At 71.3% G+C, this 22,157-nt stretch carries 18 protein-coding genes and 2 pseudogenes; 8 read left to right on the top strand and 12 right to left on the bottom strand.

Annotated features, from left to right (window positions below; genetic code table 11):
* Nucleotides 1-86: 86 nt before the first annotated feature.
* Complete coding sequence (locus AB0J36_RS05295; RefSeq protein ID WP_357171766.1) at nt 87-1,685, bottom strand: hypothetical protein; 1,599 nt, start codon at nt 1,683-1,685, stop codon at nt 87-89.
* A 396-nt stretch (nt 1,686-2,081) separates the two neighbouring features.
* Between AB0J36_RS05295 and dnaB the strand changes: the two genes are divergently transcribed.
* Complete coding sequence (gene dnaB / locus AB0J36_RS05300; RefSeq protein ID WP_357131374.1) at nt 2,082-3,485, top strand: replicative DNA helicase; 1,404 nt, start codon at nt 2,082-2,084, stop codon at nt 3,483-3,485.
* A gap of 78 nt (nt 3,486-3,563) precedes the next feature.
* Here dnaB and AB0J36_RS05305 read toward each other — a convergent pair whose 3' ends face one another.
* The 6 genes from AB0J36_RS05305 to AB0J36_RS05330 form a co-directional block, all read right to left on the bottom strand.
* Nucleotides 3,564-3,758: a helix-hairpin-helix domain-containing protein gene (locus AB0J36_RS05305; protein WP_357131378.1), complete on the bottom strand. Its 195-nt coding sequence runs from the start codon at nt 3,756-3,758 to the stop codon at nt 3,564-3,566.
* 19 nt (nt 3,759-3,777) lie between these two features.
* Nucleotides 3,778-4,455, bottom strand: a complete 678-nt coding sequence (locus AB0J36_RS05310) for a maleylpyruvate isomerase N-terminal domain-containing protein (RefSeq protein WP_357131381.1) — start codon at nt 4,453-4,455, stop codon at nt 3,778-3,780.
* Nucleotides 4,456-4,551: 96 nt separating this feature from the next.
* On the bottom strand, nt 4,552-4,941 hold the full coding sequence (locus AB0J36_RS05315; RefSeq protein ID WP_357131384.1) for a zf-TFIIB domain-containing protein: 390 nt from the start codon (nt 4,939-4,941) through the stop codon (nt 4,552-4,554).
* Nucleotides 4,942-4,963: 22 nt separating this feature from the next.
* Complete coding sequence (locus AB0J36_RS05320) at nt 4,964-5,596, bottom strand: phosphoribosyltransferase family protein (protein WP_357131387.1); 633 nt, start codon at nt 5,594-5,596, stop codon at nt 4,964-4,966.
* Between the two features lie 41 nt (nt 5,597-5,637).
* A complete protein-coding gene (locus AB0J36_RS05325) occupies nt 5,638-6,960 on the bottom strand; it encodes a glycosyltransferase 87 family protein (protein WP_363660124.1) in 1,323 nt (440 codons plus the stop codon).
* 77 nt (nt 6,961-7,037) lie between these two features.
* A complete protein-coding gene (locus AB0J36_RS05330; RefSeq protein ID WP_357131393.1) occupies nt 7,038-9,560 on the bottom strand; it encodes an EAL domain-containing protein in 2,523 nt (840 codons plus the stop codon).
* Between the two features lie 619 nt (nt 9,561-10,179).
* Between AB0J36_RS05330 and AB0J36_RS05335 the strand changes: the two are divergent.
* The 6 genes and pseudogenes from AB0J36_RS05335 to AB0J36_RS05360 all read left to right on the top strand — a co-directional run.
* Nucleotides 10,180-10,749 (top strand): annotated as a pseudogene (locus tag AB0J36_RS05335) (AfsR/SARP family transcriptional regulator); the annotation flags it as partial.
* 186 nt (nt 10,750-10,935) lie between these two features.
* On the top strand, nt 10,936-13,179 hold the full coding sequence (locus AB0J36_RS05340) for a tetratricopeptide repeat protein (RefSeq protein ID WP_357421859.1): 2,244 nt from the start codon (nt 10,936-10,938) through the stop codon (nt 13,177-13,179).
* A 265-nt stretch (nt 13,180-13,444) separates the two neighbouring features.
* Nucleotides 13,445-13,936, top strand: coding sequence for a cyclic pyranopterin monophosphate synthase MoaC (gene moaC, locus AB0J36_RS05345; RefSeq protein ID WP_357131396.1), 492 nt, complete (start codon nt 13,445-13,447; stop codon nt 13,934-13,936).
* Nucleotides 13,933-14,403: a MogA/MoaB family molybdenum cofactor biosynthesis protein gene (locus AB0J36_RS05350; RefSeq protein ID WP_357131399.1), complete on the top strand. Its 471-nt coding sequence runs from the start codon at nt 13,933-13,935 to the stop codon at nt 14,401-14,403. The genes moaC and AB0J36_RS05350 overlap by 4 nt, the downstream gene beginning before the upstream one ends.
* A gap of 140 nt (nt 14,404-14,543) precedes the next feature.
* Nucleotides 14,544-15,776, top strand: a complete 1,233-nt coding sequence (locus tag AB0J36_RS05355) for a molybdopterin molybdotransferase MoeA (RefSeq protein WP_357131803.1) — start codon at nt 14,544-14,546, stop codon at nt 15,774-15,776.
* Entirely contained in the window at nt 15,773-16,201 is a 429-nt protein-coding gene (locus tag AB0J36_RS05360) for a molybdenum cofactor biosynthesis protein MoaE (protein WP_355048616.1), read from the top strand. Before AB0J36_RS05355 ends, AB0J36_RS05360 begins: the two co-directional genes overlap by 4 nt.
* Nucleotides 16,202-16,244: 43 nt before the next feature.
* On the opposite strand, the gene AB0J36_RS05365 is transcribed toward AB0J36_RS05360, so the two are convergent.
* Together AB0J36_RS05365 and AB0J36_RS05370 are read right to left on the bottom strand one after the other, a co-directional pair.
* Complete coding sequence (locus AB0J36_RS05365) at nt 16,245-17,690, bottom strand: glycosyltransferase 87 family protein (protein ID WP_357131404.1); 1,446 nt, start codon at nt 17,688-17,690, stop codon at nt 16,245-16,247.
* Between the two features lie 215 nt (nt 17,691-17,905).
* Entirely contained in the window at nt 17,906-18,451 is a 546-nt protein-coding gene (locus AB0J36_RS05370; protein WP_357131407.1) for a DoxX family protein, read from the bottom strand.
* Between the two features lie 134 nt (nt 18,452-18,585).
* Here AB0J36_RS05370 and AB0J36_RS05375 point away from each other — a divergent pair, with 134 nt between their 5' ends.
* A complete protein-coding gene (locus tag AB0J36_RS05375; protein WP_357171830.1) occupies nt 18,586-19,134 on the top strand; it encodes an N-acetyltransferase in 549 nt (182 codons plus the stop codon).
* A gap of 45 nt (nt 19,135-19,179) precedes the next feature.
* Here AB0J36_RS05375 and AB0J36_RS05380 read toward each other — a convergent pair whose 3' ends face one another.
* The 3 genes and pseudogenes from AB0J36_RS05380 to AB0J36_RS05390 form a co-directional block, all read right to left on the bottom strand.
* On the bottom strand, nt 19,180-20,418 hold the full coding sequence (locus AB0J36_RS05380) for an ATP-binding protein (RefSeq protein WP_357131410.1): 1,239 nt from the start codon (nt 20,416-20,418) through the stop codon (nt 19,180-19,182).
* Nucleotides 20,419-20,551: 133 nt separating this feature from the next.
* A complete protein-coding gene (locus AB0J36_RS05385) occupies nt 20,552-20,962 on the bottom strand; it encodes a hypothetical protein (protein WP_357131809.1) in 411 nt (136 codons plus the stop codon).
* A 398-nt stretch (nt 20,963-21,360) separates the two neighbouring features.
* Nucleotides 21,361-21,822: pseudogene (locus tag AB0J36_RS05390) on the bottom strand (flagellar basal body protein FliL); the annotation flags it as partial.
* Nucleotides 21,823-22,157 lie beyond the last annotated feature (335 nt).

The following is a 22,157-nucleotide window of genomic DNA, read 5'->3' on the forward strand; positions in this document are numbered from 1 at the left end:
GACCCGCTGGACCACGACGAAGGCCCGCACCGAGCGATCGGTGCGGGCCTTCGCGCATACGCCACAAGTGATCCGGCTCGCCAGCCTCAGCCGATCGGTTGACCGGTCACCGCGCTGATCAGCACCGTGGACAGACCACCACCGACCACCGCCGCGGCGAGCGCGATCGTCGCCGACCGCCACGTCGTGCCGACCCGCCGCAGCAGCGCAGCCACCACCAGGCTGCTCACCAGCGCCAACCCGAAACGCGGGGAACCGGCGAGCAACGACTCCAACGCACGGGACCGTGCGGAGTCGCAGCCACCCCCGGAGATGTCGGTGACACAACCGGCGGGCGCCTGCCCGTCCAGCGTCAGCAACCACAGGAAGATCAGCACGGCCGGCACCACGTAGCAGGCGGTGGTGTACAGCAGCGGCCGGACCGACCCACCGGGATCAGGGTCGAGGAGGTCATCCTCCAGACGCCGCGCCCAGCCGCCCGCCGCCACCGACTCGACCCGCCGCCGCACCGCCGCCGTACCGACCGGCGACCGGTCCGCCCGACGCACGGTGCCGGAAGGGGGTACGGGCGCACTACGCGGTCGCGGGGCGGTGTAACCCACCACCGGCGACCGAGGCGCCGACGTCGTCGTGGTGTCCATCCAGCGCGGATCGTCACCGGACAACCGCGTACCGGGCCAGAAACCGCTGTCCCGGCTCGGCCATCCCTCCGTCAGTCGATCCGAGCGGGGTGGCAGCGTCCGGTCCCACTGGTCGTCCTCGACCGCAGACCGCTCCCACTGGCCGGTGCGGTCGGACCGCTCCCAACCACCGACACTCTCCCCCTGCGACCACTGCCCGCTCAGGTCCGTGGTGTCCGGGCCGGGCGGCGGCCACGCGTGCACGCCCGACGCGTCCCACGGGTCCACCGCGGGCGCGTACGACGGATCCGGCTCCGCCGGCCGCTCCGACCCGCGTTCCCAGGGATCGACCGCCGGACGAGTCCACGACTCCTCCGCCGCGCGCCGGCTGCGCCGCGTCGGTCGGCTCACCTCCGGGCGGGACGTCGCCTCGGCCGGGCCGGCCTCCAGGTCCCCACCGGACCAGATCACCTGCGGACGACCGGCCGGCGCACGACGGGGACGACGGTCGGCGGCCGCACCGGAGACCGGCTCCTCCTCCGCCGAGTCGGCGCGTCGGCGGCCCGCATAGCCCTGCTCCTGGGGACGGTCGAGCGTCCACTCCCGGGTGTGGTCCGATTCGGGGCCCGCGCCGATCGCTGGCTGCTCGCGCCGACCACCCGCCCCGATCGCCGGCTGCTCGCGCCGACCGCTCGCACCGATCGCCCGCTGCTCGCGCCGACCGCTCGCGTCAGCCCGGCGTCTGCCCGTCGTCTCGGCGCTGCGCCAACCGGCGCCGGAGCTCGGACGCTCCGGCTCCACCTCGTCCTGTGCCTCGTCGGGCGCGGCGTGTCGTCCACCACCGTCGGCACGCTGGACGCCCGATTCCAGCGCCCACCGCGGCAGGTAGGCGTCGACCGGCTCGTCCTGCCCACGGTCCCGCGCACGCCGCCGACTGGAGGTGCGGTAGGGCGCGTCCTCGTCGTACGGATCGGCCGGAGCGGGCAGCGCGGGCTGACCCCACGAGGCGGTTGACGGACGCTCCCGCGGGCTGCCCTCCCCGCGTCCCCAGTCCCGGTAACTCACGGCCGGAGTGTGACCCTTCTGAACCCAAAGCGTGATCCGCTGTCCAGGTGTAGCCGTTCGCTGGAGATAGTACGGGAAGATCGTGTAAAAGAACCGACCGAAATATTCTCCTCCACAGGGTGGGGACCGCATATCGCCAGGTCAACGACCTGCGGCCGAGAATTCCCCAGCGGTTGTCCACAGGCTGTGCACACCCTGCGCACATGCTCGCCCACCGGCGTCCACAGGTTGTCCCGAGGCTCGTCCACCGTGCTTGTTGAGTCGCTGACCTCGGGGTCCGTATGGTTGGCCCTCGACCGCCGGCGCGATGGCCCCCGATCGACCGGTTCGGTCGGGAGAACTGTCGTACCCGGGCGGTAATGCTGGGACGGATCCGACGCAGTGGAGGGGGGACCGGTGTCGGTCACCGACGACATGCGGGCGGAGGCCCGGTCCGGCAACGGCCAGCCACCCGTGCAGCGGGACGGACAGTTCGACAAGACTCCACCCCAGGACGTCGCTGCCGAGCAGTGCGTCCTCGGTGGCATGTTGCTCTCCAAGGACGCCATCGCCGACGTCGTCGAGATCCTCAAGACCAACGACTTCTACCGGCCGGTGCACGCCACCATCTTCGACACCATCCTCGACATCTACGGTCGGGGTGAGCCGGCAGACCCGATCACCGTGGCCGCCGCCCTGACCGACTCGGGCGACCTGGCCCGCATCGGTGGCGCTCCCTATCTGCACACCCTCATCGCCAGCGTTCCCACCGCCGCCAACGCCTCGTACTACGCCCGCATCGTCAGCGAGCGTGCCGTGCTGCGTCGGCTCGTCGAGGCCGGCACCAAGATCGTGCAGCTGGGCTACGGCACCGCCAGCGGCGGCAGCCGCGACGTCGACGACGTCGTGGATCTCGCCCAGCAGGCCGTCTACGACGTCACCGAACGCCGGGTCAGCGAGGACTTCGCGATCCTGGCCGACATGCTCCAGCCGACGCTGGACGAGATCGAGGCGGTGGGCGCGCAGGGCGGCGTGATGACGGGCGTGCCGACCGGCTTCAGCGACCTGGACCGGCTGCTCAACGGCCTGCACGCGGGGCAGTTGATCATTGTGGCCGGGCGGCCCGGTTTGGGCAAATCTACGGCGAGTATGGACTTTGCCCGAAATGCCGCCATTCGCGCCAACCAGGCCGCTGCCATCTTCTCGCTGGAAATGAGCAAGGTCGAGATCGTCATGCGACTGCTCTCGGCCGAGGCGCGGGTGCCGCTGCACGTGCTGCGCAGCGGGCAGCTCTCCGACGACGACTGGACCAAGCTGGCCCGCTGCATGGGTGAGATCAGCGAAGCGCCGTTGTTCGTCGACGACACGCCCAGCATGAACCTGATGGAGATTCGCGCGAAGGCCCGCCGACTCAAGCAGCGGCACGACCTCAAGATGATCGTGGTCGACTACCTCCAGCTGATGACCTCGCCCAAACGCACCGAAAGCCGCCAGCAGGAGGTCGCCGACCTCTCCCGTGGCCTCAAGCTGCTGGCCAAGGAGGTCGAGTGCCCCGTCATCGCGGTCAGCCAGCTCAACCGTGGCCCGGAGCAGCGCACCGACAAGCGTCCACAGTTGTCCGATTTGCGTGAATCGGGTTCAATTGAGCAGGATGCAGACGTTGTCATCCTGCTGCATCGCGACGATTACTACGACAAGGAGTCACCGCGGGCGGGCGAAGCGGACTTCATCGTTGCCAAGCATCGAAATGGCCCGACCGACACGGTGACGGTCGCAGCCCAACTGCACCTCTCGCGATTCGTGGACATGGCCATCGGATGATCGGCGTCCGCGGGGCGCCGTACGGCTCGCCAATCCGCCGCCGGCCGAATCGCCCGAGGCAACGGCTGGAGACAGGCATCACCCCAGGCTGAGGTCGTGCTTCTCGAGAGCGGCCTGGATGATGTCGAGCGCCTTCGGGCCCATGCCGTGCAGTGCGGCCAGCTCCTTACGGGGCACCCCGGCCAACTCGCGCAGAGTCGTGTAACCGGCGTTGTGCAAGGCGCGGGTGGCCGGCGCACCGATCTTCGGCAGCAGGTCGGTTGAAGAATCCATGTGTCCATGGTGCATTACGTCACCCCAGCAGAGGGAACCAGCCCGCCGCCTCGCCCAACTCCAGCCGGTCCCGGTCGGTGAGCGGCAGCCGGCCGGTCGCCTTCAGCAGGAACTCCTGGTCATCCCACCCGGCAGGGCGTACGGCGTCGTCGCTCAACAGGCCATCCATTGTGGACACCGCCACGCGCACCGCCAGCGGTCCGGGCGGCGGCGCGGCCGGCAGCTCCACCGTGAGGTCCAGGTGGTGCACCACGGCCTCGGTGGTCAGGGTCGCCAGGAGATCGGGTACGCGCAGCACGTGGCCCTGTGTGGTCACGTACCCCTCGGGGTCCGCGAACCCGGCGGCGCGGACCGCCGCCGGGGCGGTCTCCCGCCACAGCCGGACGATGGCCGTCGGCCGGTCGAAGGCGGACGCCGACCGCCGGATCCACCAGGCGTGCCGGGCTGCCTGTTCGTCGCCGCCCGGGAAGCCCCGCCAGTAGGAGACGTCGTCCACGTCTGCCGGACCGTCGACCGGGCTGGCCAGGGCCACCAGTGCCCGCTGGGCGTCGCCGAGCACGTGCAGGAGCAGGTCGGCGACGAGCCAGCCCTGGCATCGGGTGGCCCGTTGCAGGTCAGCGTCGTCGAGGGCGTCGACCACTGCGGTGATGCCGTCGTACGCCTCGGCGAGGGCCTCGTCGTGCCGGGTGGCGGTCATGCGATGCAGCCTCGCACGGACCGCCGGGTCAGCCAATCACTCGCGGCGTTGCCCGGGTCGACGTGGATCGACCCGGGCAGGAAGACTCGGCTGGGCTCAGCCGAACATCTCGTCGAGGAAGCTCTTGCGCTTCTTGTGCCGGTAGTGGCCGTGGTAGCCGTAGTGCTGCTGCTGCTGGTGGCCATAGGCAGGCGCCGGCGGGTAGCCGTGCGCGGGCGGCGGGGGCGGCGGTGGCGGGACGGCGCCGTAACCGGGCTGGTGCTGGGCGGGCGGCGGCGGTGGGGGCGCGTAACCGCCCGGCTGCTGGGCCGGCGCGGTCGGCCCGGCCTGTTGGCGACTCCAGTTGGCCTCTGCCTCGAACAGCTTCTCGAGCTCGCCGCGATCGAGGAAGATGCCCCGGCACTCGCCACACTGGTCGATGACGACGCCGCTGCGCTCGTACTGGCGCATCTCGCCGCGACACTTGGGACAGATGAGGTCACTCATCACCCGACGGTACCCGGTCGACCTAAGCGATTGCTGTGAGCGCCGCGATGACTTCGTCGTCGGAGACCTCGTGGAAGTCGTCGTAGTAGACGCTCACCGAGCCGAACTCCGGCGGGCGTTGGGCGCAGATGACCTGGTCGGCTTCGGCGGCCAGCAGCTCGTACGCCTCCTGGGCGCCGACCGGCACAGCCACCACGACGCGGCGGGCGCCGAGCCGGCGGGCGACCTCGACGGCGGCACGGGCGGTCGCGCCGGTGGCCAGACCGTCGTCGACGATCACGGCGACGCGTCCGGTGAGGTCCAGCGGTGGGCGACCGCCCCGGTAGAGCCGCTCGCGGCGCTCCAACTCGACCTGTTCGCGGTGGCTGACCTCGGCGATGTCGCTGCTGCCGAGGCGGCTGGCGATCGCGTCGTTGAGCACCTGCACGCCACCGGGGCCGAGCGCGCCGAAGGCGACCTCCCGCGCCCAGGGCATGCCGAGCTTGCGGACGACCAGCACGTCGAGGGGGACGCCGAGCCGTTCGGCGACGACCTGGGCCACCGGTACGCCGCCGCGGACCAGGCCGAGGACGACGGCGTCCGGGTCACCGACCAGGGCGGTGAGCCGTTCGGCGAGCACCCGGCCCGCCTCGGCGCGGTCGCGGTAGGTGGTCATGCCCTCAGGTGTACGCCGTGCGACGTCGTTTCGCCCGCCGGTTACGCCGATGTGGCCCGACCGGGCAGGTGCTCGGGCGTCGGGGTGGTGGGTGCGGACTCCGGGCGGTGCACCGCGGGTGCCCAGACGAGCAGCGCCACCGGGTAGAGCAGGTAACCGAACCGGGTGGAGGGCATGAGGGCGATGGCGGCGAGTAGCCCGTACCCGCAGATCGAAGCGACGGTCGCGGCGGTGCCGGGCGGGCGTCGCGCGAGCCGGACGGCGATGGCCGCGCCGGCCGCGACCAGGAGGGTGGCGGCGATCAGCCGGCCTCCCGGCAGGGTGGTGGCGATCAGGTGGCCGGGGAACGGAGACTGCGCCGGGCTGGTGACCAGGCCGTGGCCGAGGGGAAAGCGCAGCACGTTCTCGGTGAGGGCACCGCGGTCGACGAGCAACGCCGGGAGCAGGGCGAGCACGGGTAGCCCGATCGCGCCGGCGGCGACCCGGGCGCCGGCTCGCCGGGTCAGACCCCAGACGATCAGGACCAGGGCGATCGGCCAGGCGAACAGCTTCAGCGCGCCGGCCAGGCCGACCGCGAGACCGGCCCGGCCCGGCCGTCCGGCGGCGGCGAGCGCGAGGGCGAGCAGGCAGAGCGCGAGTACGGGTAGGTCGTCGCCGCCGGTGGCCAGGGTCAGCGCGCAGACGGGCAGGACGGTGGCGGCCTGCACTCCCCGCAGCAGGGCGGCGTCCCGCCGCTGTTTCGCGTCGAGGGTGGCTTGCGCGGCGCGCAGCGCGACCACGGCCAGGGCGAGCGCCAGCGCGGTGCCCAGCGCGAACCACACCCGGGCGTCGGTCCACCAGACGTCGACGAGGGCTCGGGGCAGGCCGAACATCGCCATGCCCGGCTGGTACGGCGTGTATCCGAGCAGTTGCTCACCGGGCGGCAGGGCGGCGATCGCGTCCCGACCGAGGTACGGCGTGGCATGGTCGAGCAGTCGGATGCCGGCCTGCTCGACGACCAGCACTTCCTCCTGGGCCCGGTCGGTGCGTCCGTTGGCCCGTTCGATGCTCTGCCAGAGCACGGGTACCAGTGCGGTGGTCACCCAGGCGAAACCCGTCACCACCCAGCGGGAGGCGAGGCCGGCCAGCCGGGGGCTGCGTCGGCGCAGCACGAGTTGGACGATCACCGCCATCGTCGCGACCAGGTAGCCGACGGCGGCGACGGCACCCCAGGCCCGGTGCGGCAGGAGGGTCGACGTGCTCGCGGTGATCGCCGCGAACAGGGCCGACACGGTGTAGAGACCCAGGTCGAGGGCGAGTCCGCCGGCGGCGGTTTCGAGCGTCCGCCAGCGCTGGTGAAGGGCGGTCGGGGCGTCGGCGGTCACGGCCGCCAGTCTGGCAGATCTCGCTGCTCACCCAGCTGGCCGTCCGGCCGCAGCCTGGTCGGTGCGCAGGTGCCCGGTCAGGCCGGGAGGTGGCGGTCCGGGCGGGAGCGACCGGCCTGGCGGCGGGTCTGGTTGAGGCGGATCACCGCGCCGGTGTCGTGCAGCGGCGGCGCCAGCGTCCCGGGTTGGCCCCCCGAGCCGCGCTGCATCGTGGCGAGCAGGGTCCCGGCGGGCATCGGTCGGGCGAACAGGTGGCCCTGACCGGCCGAGCAGCCCAGCTCCCAGAGGGCCCGCCGCTGCGGTTCGCTCTCCACGCCTTCGGCGACCACCGCAAGGTTGAGGCTGCGGCCCAGGTCGAGGGTGGAGCGGATGACGGCCGCGGCCTCGGCCGAACTCTCCATGGTCGTGACGAAGCTGCGGTCGATCTTCAACTCGTGCACGGGTATCCGGGAGAGCAGCGAGAGGGAGGAGTAGCCGGTGCCGAAGTCGTCCAGCGCCAACCGGACGCCCTCGTCGCGCAGCCGGCTGAGGACCCGGTCGACCACGTCGAGTTGGCTGAGCGTCAACGTCTCGGTCAGCTCCAGCACCAGCCGCTCGGGCGGCAGGTCGTGGGCGCGCAGCCGGGCCAGTACCGAGCCGGGGAAGCGCGCGTCGAGCAGGCTGCGCGGCGAGACGTTGACCGCCACCGGCACGTCGAAGCCGGCGTCACGCCAGTCGGCGGCGGCCATCAGTGCCTGGTCGAGGATGGCCTCGGCGAAGGCTGGCAGCATTCCCGAGCGTTCCACCGCCTCCAGGAAGCGCAGCGGGTCGATCAGCCCGTGGGTGGGGTGGTGCCAGCGGGCCAGCGCCTCGGCGCTGGTCACCTCGCCGGTGCCCAGGTCGACGATGGGTTGGAAGTTGACGATGAACTCGTGGTCGGCGACCGCGCGGGGCAGGTCACCGCCGAGGGTGAGGCGGTTCAGGTCGGCGGTGTCCCGGGTCGGCGCGTACGTGGAGATCCGCTGCCCGGCCCGCTTCGCCTGGTACATCGCCACGTCCGCGCGGCGCAGCAGCTCGGCCATGCCACCGCTGGCCGGGGCCACGGAGATCCCGCCGCTGGCCTCGACGCTGATCCGCATCCCGTCCAGCTCGAACGGCTCGTGCAGGGCAGCCAGCAGCGTGTCGGCCCGGTGCGCGGCCACCGCCGGCGCCGGCAGCCCGCGTAGGAGTACGGCGAACTCGTCGCCGCCGAGGCGGGCCACCAGGTCGCTCGCCTGGGCGGCCCCGCGCAGCCGGTCGGCGACCTGGACCAGCACCTGGTCGCCGGCAGCGTGGCCGAGGGTGTCGTTGACCTCCTTGAAGTGGTTGAGGTCGATCAGCACGAGAGCGGTCACCCCGTCGGCGTGCCGGGCACTGAGCTGCTCGGTGCCCTGATCGAGCAACTGCCGCCGGTTCGCGAGGCCGGTGAGGGCGTCGTGCGCGGCGGCGTACGCGTGCTCGTCGGCCACCCGGGCCAGCTCGGCGTACGCCTGTGCGTTACGGACCGCCGTGCAGAGCGCCGAGGCGAAGGTCCGCAGCGTGTACTGCTCCCGCTCGGACAGCCGCACCGGCCCACGGAAGCGTAGGCGCAGGACGCCGATGTCGACGGAGCGGTCGTGGCCCTCCAGCGGAGTGGGCACGACGGTGCCGTCCACCTCGGTGGCTGTGTCGGTCGGCCCGTCGAAGGTGATGCCACCGGTGGCGCCCCGGACGGTGCGACCACCGTCGCGGAGCTCGATCTCGACCTCGTCGGCGGAGAACAGTTCGGCGGCCTGGGTGACGGCCGTGGTGAGGACGTTGTCCAGGTCGACCACGTTGAGCGCGTCGGTGGTGCGGGCGAGTCGCTGCCACGCCTGCTGTTCGGTGCGACCCCGGATACGTGCGGAGTAGGCGAGGTGCAGGCTCAACATCAGTGGCGGGACAGCGAGCAGCAGTCGGGGATCTTCCCGGAGGATGAGGAGCGTGCAGAAGGCGACGATGAAGCGCACGCCGAAGCCGGCGATGCGGAGGTCAAGGTTGTTAAGGAACTGCCGCGAAATGGGCGTGCTGGTAGCCAGCGCGATCACCGGGATCGCCAGCAGATCGTCGAGCAGCGCCGCTACCAGGTAGATCACACCGAGCAGGGAGGCCAGTTCGACCACGCCGGCGGACGGCCACTGCCAGTGGACGGCCACGGTGGCGACGCCCGCCCCACCGGCCACCAGGATGTTCTTGCTGACTGCGAAAGCTGCCTTGATCGTTGGCAGCTTCATGATTACCGACCCCACACCGACGCCGGCGCCCGTTGCCAGGACCACCCAGGAGGGTGGTGCGACGGCGAGCCCTATCACGATCGCCGTCTCGACCCAGGTGATGGCGTGGGTGGTGGAGCGGATACGGATAGGCGCCATGACGATTGTGCCGAGCGCAGTCATGAAGGTCAGCGCCACGAACGTCGCGCCGTCGCCCACGGAGTCGGGCGGACGGGTCGACACGTCGGCCCCGGCGACGACTGTGGGGACGATTGCCATGACGACGATGAGACCGACGAGCAGCAGAAGCTGCCGATCTGTCCTGGGACTCTGCGGTGACCCCTGGCCCATGAAGCTCCCGTCGTCGCCGACAGTTACCTGTTGACGACGGGAGCTTACCGCTCAGTGTCACCCGGATGTCAGTACCAGTCGCTGCCGCGCATTGCATGCCCCCTCCACTCGTCCGGCCGTTTCCGTATTCCGGAACCGTTCTCGTGACGGGGAGCCTAAGAGGAGCTACGCGGTTTTAGTAGCAATAAATGTCGGTATACGCAACATTAGCCAAGCTGGCGAGCTTTGTGACGGTCTGTCCATGCCGCCTGAGCGGAGCGCGGTCGTACTGCACTGGCGGTTCGCAGCTTGCGCCCTGCTGAGAGGCTATCGGCGTTGCCACCTCCTCCCTAGTCTGGCGACGGTGTGCGGACGGCCTATCCGTCAGTTCGGGTTCAGGCTCAATCCGGTCGGGCAGAATCTGGTCTTTCTTGCCTGGTCGGTGTGGGTTTGGGGGGTCTGGTCGAGGGGCTGTTCCGAATTGTGGACGCCGATAGCCTTTCCCAGTGTGATCAGCTAAACACCGATGGATGTGAATTCGGGGGAACGGTTGAAGATCAACCTGCTCGGTGACGTGGAGGTGCTGCTTGCTGACCACAAGTTGCACCTGGGCACACCGAAACAACGGGTAGTCTTCGCGATGCTCGCTGTTCAACCGGGCCAGTTGGTGACGCTGACCGATCTCATAGACGAGCTGTGGGTGGAGCGCCCTCCGCGATCCGCCGTAGCGAATGTGCGGACCTACGCGGCAAATCTTCGCCGGGAGTTCGAGACGTTGGCGCTCGCGGACGCGACTCTCGTACGGCAGGGGAACGGCTATCGACTCACCGTGCGACCGGATGTGATCGATGTCTTCCGCTTCCAGAAGGAGCTCTACGCGGGCCGGAACGCTCTGGGCGCCGGCGACCTGGCGCGGGCGTCAGAACTACTGGGCCGTGCGTTGGCCCGGTGGCAGGGCTCCATGCTCGCCGGCCTACCGCTCGGCCCCGTCCTGACGGCTCGAACCGTAGCGGTCGAGGAGGAGCGGCTACTGGCGGTGGAACTCCTCGCCGAGGTGCACCTGCGGTCCGGGCGGGACGATCTCGCGATTCCGTCGTTGCGGGAGGTGGCTGCTCGCCATCCGCTCCGGGAACCGACGTACCTCCTGCTCATGCGGGCCCTGCACGAACGCGGTGACAGCGCCGAGGCGCTTGTCGTGTACGACGAGATTCGTCGGCAACTGGTCACGGAGTTGGGCGTGAGCCCGGGAAACAACCTCGAAGAACTCCGCGGCCTGATCGTCGCCGAGACGCCGAAGTTGGCATCCGTCGTCGTCGCCGACCGCGAAGCCCGGTTGGGACGGCTGGTGACGTCCGCCCCGGGGACGGCGGGACACCCGACGGCCCCGCCAAGACCCGTGGTCGCCACGGTGGATCATCTGCCCCGTTCGGTCACCGACTTCGTCGGTCGCGAGGCCGCGGTGGCACGATTACTGGCGGAGACGCGGCGTGTCGAGGACCGCGTCCCGGCCGTGCACCTCATCGACGGGATGGCCGGCAGCGGCAAGACGACCCTCGCCGTGCACCTGGCCCGTCGACTGAGCGACCGGTACCCGAACGCCCGCTTGTACGTCGACCTGCGCGGGCATGGCGAGAAGGAACTGGTGGGACCGGCGTCGGCCCTGGTCGTCCTGCTTCGCCAGCTCGGAGTGCCGTCCGAGCGGATACCGGTTGACCTGGACGACAGGACGGAACTCTGGCGACGCGAGCTGGCCCTCCGCAGGTCGGTGATCATTTTGGACAATGCCGCCAGCAGCGACCAGATCCTTCCCCTCCTGCCGATCGAGCCGACCGCCGTCGTCCTGGTCACGTCACGACGACGTCTCACCCATCCTGATCTCGGAACGTCTCAGTCCCTGCCGGTCATGTCGCCCGAAGAGGGCGTCGACCTGTTGGCGCTGAGCGTGGGGCGGGAACGGATCGACGCCGAGCCGGCAGCGGCCGTCGAGGTGGTCCGGCGGTGCGGCCACCTTCCGCTGGCGATTCGCCTGGCGGGAGCCCGACTGGCTCACCGGCCCGGTTGGCGGTTGGCGGATCTCGCGGCACAGATGGCCACCGCCACGTCGGTTCTTCCTCATCTGGGCGGAGAGAACACCACCGTCACCGGTGCGTTCGCCACCTCGTACGAACCTCTTCCCGAGTCGACGAAGCGGGTCTTTCGATTTCTGGGCCTGTATCCCGGTAATCGCTTCAGCTCAACGACGGTCGCGGCGCTTACCGGACTGACGGTGGCACAAGCTCATGCCGCTCTCGACGACCTCACGGACCGACACCTCGCCCAGGACCTGAAGTCGGGGCAGTACGGCTTACACGACCTGATGCGTCAGTACTCGGTCGAGCTGTGCATTCGCCTCGATTCCCCGCAGGACCGCAGGTCGGCCATGGCCCAACTGTTCGGCTTCGCCCTGGAGGCGGCACTGCGGATCGCCGAGACCATCGAGCCGGTCGTCATCAAAAGCCAGGTAGAACATCTTGCCTTCGACCGACCCGAACTGCTCGAGACCCTCGGCGAGCCGAGTGCCGAGTGGTTGGAGGCGGAACGGGCGGAGTTGGTGACGATGGTGGTGTCAGCCCATGAGTCGGGCTTTCATCAACACGCTTGGCGACTGGCCCGCGCCCTGTGGCGATTCTGCTACATCCGCGGGTACTTCGAGGACATCGTCACGACGCACCAGCATGGGCTGGCTGCGGCCGAGGCGACGGGCGACACCGAGCCGACGGCGCTGATGCACAATTACCTTGCATCCGCTTACGTCAAGACCGGCGACAATCGGAGGGCGCTCGAACATCTGACCCGCGCGGTCGAGCTTTCCAAGGAATCGCGGGACAGGCTGGGTACGGCTCGCTACCAGGCCAATCTTGCCCCCGTCTATTACTGGAGCGGTCATCTCAGCGAAGCTGTGGCGCTCGGTAAGGAACGTCTGCGTGACTACCGGGGCTACGGCAATGTCGGGGCACCGATGGCGTTAGCGAATGTCGGTCTCGCCCTGATGTCACTGGGTCGTTACGAAGAGGCGCTGTGGATGCATCGCCGTCATCTGGCCTGGGCCCGGACGACTTCGAGCGAGTTCCACGTGCTCAACGCCCTCAGCCATATCGGGGCGGTACGCGCGCGTAAGGGGGACCTCCCCCAGGCGATCAGGATCCTCAGGGCTTCGCTGGCGCTTCGCGACCGTACCGGCCACCGCTACGGAGAAGCGGAGGTACGCCTGGACCTCGGTGTCGCCTATCGCGGTCTGGGTCGTTTGGCGGAGGCGCAACACGAGCACGAGTTGGCCCGCAGCCTGGCGGTCGGTTCGAGCGAACGGCACGTCGAGGCGGCGGCGTTGAACGAGCTGGGCAGCACGTTGCGGGCACGTGGGCGGGACCGCGAGGCAGCCGAGACGCACCGTGAGGCGCTGCGGTTGGCGACCCGGATCGCCCACCCGCACGAGCAGGGACGGGCGCTGGCTGGGCTGGGCGAACACTTCGCCAGCATCGATCCGGCCGAGGCTCGGCGGCACTGGGAACGGGCGCTCGCCATCTTCCGCCGGATGGGTGTGCCGGAACGCCTCGACGTGGAGCGTCGCCTCGCCGGGCTGGACGACGAGACAGGTCGCTGACCTGCCCACACGTCGCTTATCGATTTCTTATCGCCGGGCTCGGTAGCTTCTCCCACGTATCGACGAACGGGGGAGGTTCTGCCCCTGGGCAGAACCAGGTCGTCGAGACACGCCCGTCACCGGGTCACCCCCCAGCGACTCCGGTGACGGGTCGGGCCAGGAAGGGGTGACGATCCAGTGGAGGCGCCGTCGCACCCGGCGAGCCGCTGTGCCGTCACCCCTTCCGAGCGTCCGAGCGTCGTACCGCCCCGATAGGCTCAGCGCCGTGACCGAACCCGCGCAGCTCAGCCACGTCGACCGTGCCGGCGCGGCCCGCATGGTCGATGTCTCCGGCAAGGCGGTGACCGGGCGGCTGGCCGTCGCGGCGGGCCGTCTGCGCACCACCGAAGAGGTCGTCGACCTGCTACACCGGGACGGGTTGCCCAAGGGCGACGCGCTGGCGGTGGGCCGGCTCGCCGGAATCATGGGGGCCAAACGCACCCCGGAGCTGATCCCGCTCTGCCACCCGATCGCCCTGCACGGCGTCACCGTCGACCTGCGGCTGACGACCGACACCGTGGAGATCACCGCCACCGCCCGCACGGCGGATCGGACGGGAGTCGAGATGGAGGCGCTCACCGCCGTCGCGGTCGCCGGCCTCGCGCTTGTCGACATGGTCAAGGCGGTCGACCCGGCGGCCTCGGTGGAGGCGGTCCGGGTGCTGCGCAAGGAGGGCGGCAAGACCGGCGAGTGGGTGCGGCCGGAGGACCGGCCGTGATCCGGGCCCGGGTGATCGTGGCGTCCAACCGGGCGGCGGCCGGCGTCTACGCCGACACCAGCGGTCCGCTGCTCGTCGCGGGCCTGCGTGAGTTGGGCTGTCAGGTGGACGATCCGGTGGTGGTGCCCGACGGTGAGCCCGTCGGCGACGCCCTGCGGGAGGCCGTCAGCGACGGTGTCGACGTGGTGTTGACCAGCGGTGGCACCGGCGTCACGCCGTCCGACCGGACGCCGGACGTGACCCGGGCCCTGCTGGACTACGAGATCCCCGGCATCGCCGAGGCGATCCGGTCGCACAGTCGGGAGCGAGTGCCCACCTCGGTGCTGTCCCGAGGGCTGGCCGGGGTGGCCGGCCGGATGCTGGTGGTCAACCTGCCCGGTTCGACGGGCGGCGCCCGTGACGGCCTCGCCGTGCTGGGGCCGATCCTCAGCCACACCGTCGACCAACTGCGCGGCGGCGACCACTGACCGCACGCGCGAAACCTGCCCAGCCAGCCGCGCCGCAGCGATCACCGAACGGCCCGCAACCCGTCTCGCGTCGTCAGAGCGCGCCGGCTGTCCGTCCGTGCCGATAGGCTCGGTCGGTGCGAACGGAAACCACACCAACGGTGGCCCAGGTCGCCGCGCCCCCGCCGGCCGGGTGGGAGGAGGCGCGGTCCCGGGTGTACGCGGTAGGCCTGGCCGCCGCGCTGCCCGCCGTCGCCCGGCCGCTGGTCGACACCGACGGACTGACCCTGGCCGAGCCCCTGACCACCCGCACCGACCTACCCGCGTTTCCGACCTCCAGCGTGGACGGCTGGGCCGTCCGGGGCGACGGGCCGTGGCGGATCGTCGGCCGGGTACTGGCCGGCAACACTCCCGGGCCGCTCACCGACGACGGCACCACCGTCGAGATCGCGACCGGAGCGATGGTCCCGGAGGGCGCCAGCGCCGTGCTGCGCGTCGAGGAGTCAACCGTCGCCGACGGTCTGGTCAGCGGAACGCCCCGGCGCACGCCGGAGTGGCGGCAGCCGGGCGAGGAGGCGTACGCCGATGAGGAGCTCCTGCCCGTCGGCACGCCGGTCGACCCGGCGGTGATCGGCCTGGCCGCCTCCTGCGGCCACGACACGCTGCGGGTCCGGCGCGCGCCGCGCGCCGCGCTGCTGGTCTTCGGCGACGAGTTGCTGACGGCGGGTCCGCCCGCGGCGGGTCGGGTGCGGGACGCGCTGGGCCCAGCGGTGCCGGCGTGGCTGCGGCGGTACGGGTGCCACGTCCGCCCCTCGGACGTGGTGGGGCCGGTGGCGGACACGCTGCCCGCGCACGTGGCGGCGCTGCGTACGGCGCTGACCACCGCCGACCTGGTCTGCACCACCGGCGGCACGATGCACGGTCCGGTGGACCATCTGCACCCCACCCTGGAGGCGCTGGGCGCCGACTACGTGGTCAACACGGTGGCGGTCCGGCCGGGCTTCCCGATGTTGTTGGCCCGGCTGGCCGATCCGGACGGGCGGGTCCGGTTCGTCGCCGGCCTGCCGGGCAATCCGCAGTCCGCCATCGTCGCGCTGGTGTCACTGGTCGCGCCGCTGCTCGCCGGCCTCGCGGGTCGCTCGATGCCGGTGTTGCCGCACGCCACGTTGGCCGAGGCGGTGCCCGGGCGCGGTGACCACACCCACCTGGCGCTGGTTCGGCTGGACCGGACCGCCGGCACGGCGTACCCGGTGCGGCACGTCGGTTCGGCGATGCTGCGCGGCCTCGCGGGCGCCGACGGGTTCGCTGTCATCCGACCGGGCACCAGCGGTGCGCAGGGTGACCGGGTGCCGATCGTGCCGCTGCCGTTGCTGCCCGGGGAGCGGGCGTCGTGACCGCGCCGGCGATCACCGTCGTCGAGGTCACCGACCGGCCCCTGGACCTCGCCGCCCACGAGGCGGCGGTCGCCGACCGTCGGGCCGGCGCGGTCGTCTCCTTCCAGGGCGTCGTCCGCGACCACGACCACGGGCGTGCGGTGGTGAGCCTGGACTACGAGGGACACCCGAGCGCCGCGCAGGTGTTGCGCGAGGTCGCCGCCGAGATCGCGGCCGACCCCGACGTCTACGCGGTGGCGGTCTCGCACCGGGTCGGCCCGTTGGCCATCGGTGACGTGGCGCTGGTCGCCGCGGTGAGCACGGCGCACCGCGCCGCCGCCTTCACCGCGTGTGCCCGACTGGTCGACGAGGCCAAGGCCCGCTTGCCCATCTGGAAGCGGCAGGTCTTCGCCGACGGCACCGAGGAGTGGGTCAACTGCCCCTGACCGGGCCACAGCCCTAGGCCGGCCAGTTCTTCTGGAACAGACCCTAGCGGCGGCCGTTCACCACCACTGCTCGGGCGAGTCGTTCCCCGTAGAAGGCCGGCTCAGCGCCGGGCCGCCAGGGCAGGGCCGCGACCAGCACGATCAGGGCGAGAGCCAGCGAGTTCTCCATCAGCGCCCCGAACAGGCCGTCCTGGTAGTGCGACACCTCCGGCAACTGGTGCTCGTACGGCCAGATGGGGGAGATGAGGAACAGCAGGTAGAGCCCGACAGCGGCGACGCCGTGCCGGAGCCCGGTCAGCGTGGGATACCAGATCGGCGGGCGAAGGGCGTTCAGGCCGCTCAGGCCACCGAACGCCGGCCCTTGACCGGTGCGCTGCGGGAGACCCCGGCTGGCCTCGCGGCGGCGTACGGCGGCGTCGGCCAGCACGATGATCGCCGGGATCACCCAGACGAGGTGGTGCGTCCAGGAGATCGGGCTGATCACGTTGGCGGTCAGTCCGACAAGCGTGAACGCGGTCAGCTCGTCGCCCTCGGCGCGTGAACTGGCCGCCCGGGACAGGCCCAGCGCCAGGATCAGCACCGAGAAGGCGAGCCAGAGCAGGCCGGGTGTCTCGATCGAGTCGTACAGGCGGGCCAGCAGGCCGGCGAGCGACTGGTTCGGCGTCATGTCGGCCGCGCCGACGCGCTCGGTCTGCCAGAGCACGCTGCCGAAGTAGGTACGTGATTCGTCGCCGACGATCGCGAAGGTACCGATGGTCACGCCGATCGCCGTGCCGATCGCGGTGGCCGCCACCCGCCACTGCCGAGTGATCAGCAGGTAGGCGATGAACAGCGCCGGGGTGAGCTTGACGGCGGTGGCCAGGCCGATGCCGGCGCCCGCCCAGGCGCCACCGTAGACGAAGCGCAGCAGCGGACCGTCGGTCGCGGCGTAGTGGGTGCCCCGGCGGGAGCGCCACCGCAGCCCGATGAGGTCCGCCATGATCAGGGCGAAGAGCAGGAGGTTGACCTGGCCGTAGCCCAGGGTCTCGCGGCTGGGCTCGATGGCGACGGCCAGCGGGACGGCCAGGGCCACGGTGAACCACAGTGGCCACGCCAACCGGTCCACGATGGGGCGCAGCAGCCCGGCCAGCACCAGGGCCAGCGCGGCGATGCTGGCGAGCGCGTTGACCATCCCGGCCGCGCCGATCGGCAACTGTGCCATCGGCAACATGACGAGTCCGGCGAACGGCGGGTAGGTGAAACCGAGCGTGGTGCCGGGCGCGATGAACTCGTAGAGCTCGTGACCGCTCGCCCACCACACCACCGCGCCATGGTAGATCTTCATATCGAAGAAGTTGTACGGCCGCCCGAACTCGCCGATGGCGAGCCACGCGGCGTAGGCGACGGCGACCACGACGGCGCCCCGCACGACATTCCTGCGATCGATCCCCCGGGTCATGCGCTGAACTGGGGCGAGGCGGTCCGCCCGTCTACCGACAGTCGTCGGCATGGCGTGGCCACCCCCGTACCAAGGTCGTCCTACCCGTCCAGGTCCTGCACGGAGCCTAGAACGGCGCCTCACGTCAATGCCTCCCGCGTTATGCGACCGTGTCCGATCCCACACATGTTTTTGACATTTCCACCGCGTTAACGCCTACCGGGTGGTTCAGGTAATTCGCGGCCTTAGCGGGGGGTGGGGGTGACAACGAGAGGCATCGAGGCAGGTCAGCCTGGGAGTCGACGCGCGGTGGCCGCCGACCGGACGGCGATCCGCGCCTCGCGGCGGGCGGTGCGCACCGCGCGCTGCATGGAACGTCGAGAGTGGCCGATGCGGTGACCCGTACGCCAGCGCACGCCGGGCTTGCCCTCGGTGTCGACGGCCGCGAGGAGGAGACCGCCGAGGAGCCCGAGGTTCTTGAGGGTGTGGATCTGGTTGTTGTTCTTGGCGATCGGGTCGTCGTTCTTCCAGAACGGATGCCCGGCGATGGTCACGGGCACCAGGGTGCCGGCGAGGACCAGCGCGGCGGGTCGGCTGAACCGCCCGGTGGCCAACATCAGCCCCGCCCCGACCTGCGTCGCCGCGTTGAGCCGGATCAACGACTCGGTGTCGGTGGGGAACTTCGGGTGCGCCTTCTGCAGCAACGGCGCGACCTTGTCGGTCACCGGCTTGGCGGTCTCCGCCAGTCGGTGCGGGTTGCGGAGGTTGCGGTATCCCTGGATCACGAAGATGCCGCTCAGCATGGCGCGGGCGAGGGAGCGTACGGGCGTCATGGATCAGTCATACCCCCTCGCGGCGTTTGCTACCCGGTCAACCGGCGGATCCGGATCGATCCGCGGCCGCGCGCGCCACGCCGAATCGAGCGACCATCGCTGATGGACGGGGCGTGACGGGTAAGGTCGCGCGGGTGACGACGCTGCGGCTCCGCCCCGAGGACCCGGCCGACGCCGGCCCGGTGCGACGGGTGCTGGCCTCGGCGTTCGCCCGCCCGGACGTGCAGACGCCGCCGGAGGTGGGACTGGTCGACGACCTGCGCGGCACCGACGCCTGGCTGCCCGAACTGGCCATGGTCGCCGAGTACGGCGGGGAAATCGTCGGATACGCGCTGCTCACCCGGGTCCGGGTACGGCCCGAACGCGGTGCCGTGGTGCCGGCCCTGGCACTCGGACCGGTGGCCGTGGCGCCGCACCGACAGCGGGTCGGACACGGCAGCGCGGTGGTGCAGGCCGCCCTGGACGCCGCCACCGAACTGGGTGAGCGGGTGGTCGTGGTGCTCGGTGACCCGGCCTTCTACCGGCGCTTCGGCTTCGGGCCGGCCACCGAGCTGGGTCTCAGCAGCCCGTGGGCCGGTCTGGGTGAACCCTGGCAGGCGCTGGTGCTGCCGCCGTCCACCAGCGAGGAGGGCCCGCCGCCGCGCGGCGAGGTCGTCTTCCCCGCGCCCTGGTCCCAGGTCTGACTCGCCGGCCCGCCACCGCGCCCGTCGGGCCGACCGGTCGCGGGGTCAGGCCGGCTGGGTGCGCAGGTAGCGGCCGAAGTGTGGAACGGTGAAGGCCACCGTGCCCCGCTCGCCGGAGTAGATGAGCCCCTTCTTGATCAGCGCGTCCCGGGCCGGGGAGAGGCTGGCCGGCTTGCGGCCGAGGGCGCGGGCGATCTCGGCGGTGGGCACGGCGGCGTCCATGTCGTCGCGTACCGTCCCGCTGGCTTCGCCCTCCACCAGGGACAGCGTGGCCATCGCCCGCATGTACTCACGCTCGGCCGGGGTGGCCCGCTCGAACCGGGAGCCGAAGAACCCGACCGCCAGTTCGGCCTCGGCTTCGGGCGCGGCGACCCGGACGTCCGCCGCGGTGATCGGCGACCGCGGCGCGTGGTCCCAGGTCGCCTTCCCGTACGCCTGGACGAAGTACGGGTAGCCGCCGGACTTCTCGTAGAGCAGGTCGAGCGCCTTCTGCTCGTACTCCACCTCCTCGCGCTCGGCCGGCGCGCAGAGCGCCTGGTCGGCGGCGATCCGGTCGAGCCGGTCGATGCGCTGGTAGCGGAAGAGCCGCTCGGAGTACGACTTGGCGGCGCTGAGCACGGCCGGTAGGTGGGGCAGCCCGGCGCCGACGACGATCAGTGGGGCGCCGATCTGGGACAGCTCGTGGCAGGCGGCGCAGAGCGCCGAGACGTCCTCCGGCCCGACGTCCTGCATCTCGTCGATGAAGAGCGCGATGCCGGTGCCGACGTCGCTGGCCACGTCGGCGGCGTCGCTGAACAGCTCGACCAGGTCGATCTCGATGTCGCCGGAGTCGGCCCGGCCACTGGCGGCGGGTACGTCGATGCCGGGTTGCCACCGGTCGCGCAGCTTGGGCGTGGCCCCGCGGCCTGTCGGCGTGGACCGCTGGGCGAACGCCTTGAGCACCCCGAGGAAGGCGTCGATCCGGTCTGGGGCGCGGTGGCGTGGGGCGAGTTCGCGGACCGCCATGTGCAGCGCGGCGGCGACCGGGCGGCGCAGTGACTGGTCCGGACGAGCCTCGATCTTGCCGGTGCCCCACAGCCGGTTGATCGCCTGTGACCGCAGGGTGTTGAGCAGGACGGTCTTGCCGACGCCGCGCAGCCCGGTGAGCATGAGGCTGCGCTCGGGCCGGCCGCGGGCGATGCGTTCCAGCACGATGTCGAACACGTCCAGCTCGCGCCCCCGTCCGGCGAGTTCGGGTGGGCGCTGACCGGCGCCGGGGGCGTACGGGTTGCGGACCGGATCCACGCATCGCAGAATATCGGGCCCTCTAGCTGGGAAGCTAGATATGGATAGATGAGGCTACGGCGTGTCGGGGTCGTCGAGACAAAACTAGGGCTGTCTAGCGTCCACGCTAGACAGCCCTAGTTTCGGGAATCGTCTACTGCTTCTTCAGGCAGAGCACGTAGTCGAACAGGTCGATCGAGTTGTCGTGTACGTAGTTCGCGGTCGCCTGCGGGGCGAGCGTCTCGCACCGGTCCCCGTCGGTGGTCGCCGGGATCCGCAGCAGCACCTGGTAGGTGTTCGGGCCGCACGGCACCTTGCGCAGCTCCGCGTCGTCCTCGCTGCCGTCGTTGACCACGCAGTCGCCCTTGGCGAACTCCTCCTCCTCGTCCTGCGACGGCGCGACCTGGCTCGGCGCATCGCTGGGTAGGCCGGGAGGAACGACCGGCGCGCTCGCCGACGGCACGGGCGTGACGTCGCTGTCGGAGTCGGCGATCCGCCAGGCCGCCCAGCCGACGAGACCGAGGCAGGGGCAGAGCAGAAGCAACACGACCAACCCCACGATCAGGGCGACCTTGCGGCCGTTGCGACCGGCGGGGGCGGCGGGCGGCATCGGGTACGCGCCGGGCGGCGGCGGGCCCAACGGTGCTCCCGGCTGACCGGGGGCGGGCGGGAACGGCCCCGGCGGAGCGTTCCACTGCGTCGGCTGCTGCGGCGGAGCGTTCCACTGCGCCGGCTGGCCCGGTGGAGCGTTCCACTCCGTCGGCTGCTGCGGCGGAGCGTTCCACTGCGCCGGCTGCTGCGGCGGAGCCCACTGCGAGGGCTCAGGTGGTGGCCCCCACTGCGGGAGCGTCGGATCGACCGGTGGCGGGCCGCCGGGGCCGGTCGGCGGACGCTGGTACGGGTCGTCCGGCTGCCCGGAACTCGGTGGTCCGTAGGTCGTCATGTCATCCCCAGGGTGGGTGGTCAGCGCTGCTTGAGGCAGAGCACGAAGTCGAGAGTGTCCAGCTCGCTATCGAAGAAGTACCAGTTCGTGTAGCCCTCGACCTTGGCGCACTTGGCCTCGGCGTCGCGTTCACCGCTGGTCGCGCCGTCGACGCGGCGTAGCACCTCGTACGACTTCGGCGCGCAGCCGCTGATCAGCAGCTTGGGCTTGCCGCCCGACACGCCGTCGTTGCGTACACACTGCCCGACCTTGACGAACCGCGGATCGGCCGACGACTCCGGCGCCGCGGCGCTCGGCGCCGGCTCGTCCGGTTCGGTCACACCGGCGGTGGGCTCCGCCGCGGCGGCCGAGCCGCTTGGCGCGGCCGTGGTCGGCGCCGGATCGTCCGATCCCCGCAGGAACCAGTACGCGCCGCCGGCCACCACCAGCAGCAGAACGACCGCCAGCACCGCGATCAGCGGTCCCCGTCCGCGCCTCGGCGGCCCGGATTCGGGGCCGTCACCGTCGGGCTGGTAGGGCCCGGGGCCGTAAGCCGGGTTCCCGTCGACGGTCGGGTACGCGCCGCCGTAGGGCTCCGAGGCCCCGCCGCCGTACGGCGTCCCCGTCCCGCCCCCGTACTGGCCGCCTCCGTACTGGCCGCCCCCGTGCTGGCCGCCCCCGTGCTGGCCGCCCCCGTGCTGGCCGCCTCCGTACTGCCCGCCTCCGTGCTGGCCGCCCCCGTGCTGGCCGCCTCCGTACTGGCCGCCTCCGTACTGGCCGCCCCCGTGCTGGCCGCCCTCATAGGGCGCCGCCGGTGCGCCGCCGTACGGGCCGTCGC

The sequence above is a fragment of the Micromonospora sp. NPDC049662 genome (genome assembly GCF_040675055.1).
Lineage (GTDB): Bacteria > Actinomycetota > Actinomycetes > Mycobacteriales > Micromonosporaceae > Micromonospora.

Coding starts and splice junctions, on each gene's coding strand:
- AB0J36_RS05370 (WP_357131407.1), bottom strand. CDS start 18,451: ATGACGCCCGTACGCTCCCTCGCCCGCGCCATGCTGAGCGGCATCTTC.
- AB0J36_RS05315 (WP_357131384.1), bottom strand. CDS start 4,941: ATGAGTGACCTCATCTGTCCCAAGTGTCGCGGCGAGATGCGCCAGTAC.
- AB0J36_RS05320 (WP_357131387.1), bottom strand. CDS start 5,596: ATGACCACCTACCGCGACCGCGCCGAGGCGGGCCGGGTGCTCGCCGAA.
- AB0J36_RS05310 (WP_357131381.1), bottom strand. CDS start 4,455: ATGACCGCCACCCGGCACGACGAGGCCCTCGCCGAGGCGTACGACGGC.
- AB0J36_RS05365 (WP_357131404.1), bottom strand. CDS start 17,690: ATGCCGACGACTGTCGGTAGACGGGCGGACCGCCTCGCCCCAGTTCAG.
- AB0J36_RS05305 (WP_357131378.1), bottom strand. CDS start 3,758: ATGGATTCTTCAACCGACCTGCTGCCGAAGATCGGTGCGCCGGCCACC.
- AB0J36_RS05330 (WP_357131393.1), bottom strand. CDS start 9,560: ATGGGCCAGGGGTCACCGCAGAGTCCCAGGACAGATCGGCAGCTTCTG.